3 protein-coding genes are annotated in these 4,105 nt (G+C 64.4%); 1 reads left to right on the forward strand and 2 read right to left on the reverse strand.

Annotated elements, in window-relative coordinates:
- Positions 1-135: 135 nt before the first annotated feature.
- Complete coding sequence (locus tag V6M49_RS08620) at positions 136-2,631, forward strand: ATP-dependent Clp protease ATP-binding subunit (RefSeq protein WP_332760862.1); 2,496 nt, start codon at positions 136-138, stop codon at positions 2,629-2,631.
- Between the two features lie 310 nt (positions 2,632-2,941).
- Here V6M49_RS08620 and V6M49_RS08625 read toward each other — a convergent pair whose 3' ends face one another.
- Entirely contained in the window at positions 2,942-3,610 is a 669-nt protein-coding gene (locus tag V6M49_RS08625) for a DsbA family protein (RefSeq protein WP_332760863.1), read from the reverse strand.
- A 189-nt stretch (positions 3,611-3,799) separates the two neighbouring features.
- Positions 3,800-4,105, reverse strand: a 306-nt coding sequence (locus V6M49_RS08630) for an ATP-binding cassette domain-containing protein (protein WP_332760864.1), incomplete at its 5' end; no start/stop codon positions are given.

Genomic DNA, 4,105 nt, shown 5'->3' on the forward strand with positions numbered 1-4,105 from the left:
GCGGTGCGAAACCCTGCCGCTTACATGGGAAAGTCACGGGAACCCGGCTCTCTTTATCCTGCCTCTCGGCGAACAACCCCACGAGGGCCCGCGGCGACGTAGCATCAAGGTAGAGGCAGCCAGGAGTGTGGCGAAATGTTTGAGCGATTTACGGACCGTGCCCGTCGAGTAGTTGTGCTTGCCCAGGAAGAGGCACGCATGCTCAACCACAACTACATTGGTACCGAACACATCCTCTTGGGTCTGATCCATGAGGGTGAGGGCGTTGCCGCCAAGGCTCTTGAGTCTTTGAGCATTTCGCTCGACGGCGTCCGCGAGCAGGTTCAGGAGATCATCGGCCAGGGCCAGCAGGCCCCGTCCGGCCACATCCCCTTCACGCCCCGCGCCAAGAAAGTGCTGGAGCTCGCACTCCGTGAAGCCCTGCAGCTGGGCCACAACTACATCGGCACCGAGCACATCCTGCTCGGCCTCGTCCGTGAGGGTGAGGGGGTTGCCGCGCAGGTCCTGGTGAAGCTCGGCGCCGACCTCAGCCGGGTCCGCCAGCAGGTCATCCAGTTGCTCTCCGGCTACCAGGGCAAGGAGGCGACAGGCGCCGGCGTCGCTCCGAGCCAGGCGGAAGGAATTCCTGCCGGTTCCGTGGTGCTGGACCAGTTCGGCCGCAACCTGACCCAGGCTGCGCGCGAGAACAAGCTTGACCCGGTGATCGGCCGCGAACAAGAAATCGAACGCGTGATGCAGGTCCTGTCCCGCCGCACCAAGAACAACCCGGTGCTGATTGGCGAGCCCGGTGTGGGCAAGACCGCCGTCGTCGAGGGCCTGGCCCAGGCGATTGTGCGCGGCGACGTCCCGGAGACCATCAGGGACAAGCAGATCTATACCCTTGACCTGGGATCCGTCGTTGCCGGCTCCCGGTACCGCGGTGACTTCGAAGAGCGCCTGAAGAAGGTCCTCAAGGAAATCCGCACCCGCGGGGACATCATCCTGTTCATCGACGAAATCCACACCCTTGTGGGTGCCGGTGCCGCCGAAGGTGCGATCGATGCGGCTTCGATCCTGAAGCCGTTGCTGGCCCGCGGTGAGCTGCAGACCATCGGTGCCACCACCTTGGATGAATACCGCAAGTACATCGAAAGGGACGCAGCCCTGGAGCGCCGCTTCCAGCCGATCCAGGTTCAGGAACCCGGCGTGGCCCACACTATCGAGATTCTCAAGGGCCTGCGTGACCGCTATGAGGCGCACCACCGCGTCACCATCACCGACGGCGCGCTGGCCGCCGCCGCGCACCTCTCCGAGCGTTACGTCTCGGACCGCTTCCTGCCGGACAAGGCGATCGACCTGATCGATGAAGCCGGCGCCCGCCTGCGTATCCGCCGGATGACCGCTCCGCCGGAGCTGAAGGCCCTCGCCGAAAAGATTGCCGTCGTCAAAGAGGAAAAGGAGTCCGCGATTGACGCCGGGGACTACGAGGGGGCCGCTTCGCTTCGCGACAAGGAGCAGAAGCTCATCACCGAGCGCTCGGAGAAGGAACGCCACTGGAAGACCGGCGGCCTGGACGACATCTCCGAAGTGGATGAGGATCTCATCGCCGAGGTGCTGGCGAACGCCACCGGCATCCCGGTCTTCAAGCTGACGGAGGAAGAATCCAGCCGTCTGCTGAAGATGGAAGACGAACTGCACCAGCGCGTGGTGGGCCAGGACGAGGCGATTAGGTCGGTTTCGCGGGCAATCCGCCGTACCCGTGCAGGCCTGAAGGACCCCAAGCGTCCCGGCGGCTCGTTCATCTTCGCCGGCCCCACTGGCGTGGGCAAGACCGAGCTCGCCAAGGCCCTCGCCGAGTTCCTCTTCGCCGACGAAGACGCTCTGATCAGCCTGGACATGTCCGAGTACTCCGAGAAGCACACGGTCTCGCGGCTCTTCGGTGCCCCTCCTGGCTACGTCGGCTACGACGAGGGCGGGCAACTGACCGAAAAGGTCCGCCGCCGCCCGTTCTCCGTAGTCCTGTTCGATGAAGTCGAGAAGGCCCACGCGGACCTCTTCAACTCCCTCCTGCAGATCCTGGAAGACGGCCACCTCACCGATAGCCATGGCCGGGTGGTGGACTTCAAGAACACCGTGATCATCATGACCACCAACCTCGGCACCCGAGACATCTCCAAGAGCGTTGCCACCGGATTCCAGTCCGGCACAGACACGCAGACCGGCTACAACCGCATGCGCGCCCGCGTCACGGAGGAGCTCAAGCAGCACTTCCGCCCCGAGTTCCTGAACCGCGTGGACGACGTCATCGTCTTCCCGCAGCTCACCCAGGACGAGATCATCCAGATCGTGGACATGTTCGTGGGCCGGCTGGAGAAGCGCCTCGCGGACAAGGACATGGGCATCGAACTCACCACCGCGGCCAAGGTGCTCCTGGCAACCCGCGGCTACGATCCCGCCATGGGTGCCCGCCCGCTGCGCCGCACCATCCAGCGCGAAATCGAAAACCAGCTCTCCGAAAAGATCCTCTTCGGCGAAATCCACGAGGGCGACATCGTTGTAGTGGATGTGGACGGCGACGGAGACGAAGCCAAGTTCACCTTCATAGGAAACACCAAACCCCGGATCCCTGACGCACTGCCGGCCGCGAGCTAACCAGGAAAACCACGTCTGGCTACCGTCGAGGCGGGCCGAAGTCCGGTGTCACACCTCACTGTGCTGCACGCGAAGGATTCCATGACGCCCTGGGGATCCAGCCGGGGTGCTGCTGCTTCGACAGGGATAGACCAGCACAATTTGTTCGGGTGGTTGGTGTCCGCTGTCACGGCCCGGAGAATCACAGGTCGCCTGGCGGCAGGTATTGGATGGACGCGCGTTTCCAGTTGGTGCGGGCCCGCATGGAACGGATTGATCGGGAGTTGCGGGCGTAGGCCCGGCGCCACGTCGGGGCCGCTACGTGACGGCGCTACTTGACGGCGTCGTCGAGCAGCTGCCGGAACTGGGCTTCGGTGTTGAGGGTGAGTTTTTCGCCGTTGAGGAAGAACGTCGGGGTGCCGGTCACACCCAGGGCTTTGCCGTCCAAGATGTCCCGGCGGATCCGTTCCTTGGTGTCCTCGGCAACAACATCCTGATCGAACCGGGCCATGTCGAGGCCGAGGCCTTCCGCGTAGGTCCGGAAGAGGGCGGCCTGGGAGTCCTGTCTTTCGCCCCATTCGGTCTGGGTCGCGAAAAGCTTCGTGACCATCGGTTCGTAGTGCCCCTGGCGCGCGGCGGCTTCGACAGCGAGCGCTGCGGTGCCGGAGTTCGGGTGTCCGGTCAGCGGGAAGTAGCGGTGGATGAACGTGATCCGGTCCCCGTACTCCTCCTTCAGCTCCGCCACCAAAGGCTCGGCGGTGCGGCAGGCCTCGCATTCGAAGTCCAGAAACTCGACCAGCTGGACTTTTTCGGCCGGTGGGCTGGTGAGCCGGTGACTGTCGTCCCTCGCCACCTGGGAATCCGCGGGCGCCGGCGGCGCAGGCGTGGCAGGTTTGTTTGCGGTAAACACGGCGAACCAGATCAGGCCACCCGCGACTAGGACCGCCAAAATAGTCCAGATTGCGACGCGGACGTTTCGCGCAACGGTGACGGCACTCATCGGTTGGTGTCCCCCTCAGCTCAGAAACCAGATAGCTCGATCATAGCCAGAGCTAGCCGGCACGCCCGCGCGACGCATCGCCGAGGCGCTGCACCGCGCATCCCGGCTCGCGGACCCACGGCCCTGGTCGACGACGGTCCGGGCATGATCCGCTTCGCACATCACGCCCGGACCGTCTGGGTTGAGCCGTCAGAGAACTTTGGAGAGGAACTCCCGGGTGCGGGCCTGCTGCGGGTTGGCGATGATGTCGCGCGGGTTGCCGCTTTCGACGACGACGCCGCCGTCCATGAACGTCAGGGTGTCTCCGACCTCGCGCGCGAAGCCGATCTCGTGGGTCACCACGATCATGGTCATGCCGGACTTGGCCAGGTCTTTCATCACGTTGAGCACTTCGCCCACGAGTTCCGGGTCCAGGGCCGAGGTCGGCTCGTCGAAGAGCATCAGTTCAGGCTCCATCGCCAATGCACGGGCGATGGCCACTCGCTGCTGCTGGCC

Source organism: Pseudarthrobacter sp. (assembly GCF_036675385.1).
Lineage (GTDB): Bacteria > Actinomycetota > Actinomycetes > Actinomycetales > Micrococcaceae > Arthrobacter.

Coding starts and splice junctions, on each gene's coding strand:
- V6M49_RS08620 (WP_332760862.1), top strand. CDS start 136: ATGTTTGAGCGATTTACGGACCGTGCCCGTCGAGTAGTTGTGCTTGCC.
- V6M49_RS08625 (WP_332760863.1), bottom strand. CDS start 3,610: ATGAGTGCCGTCACCGTTGCGCGAAACGTCCGCGTCGCAATCTGGACT.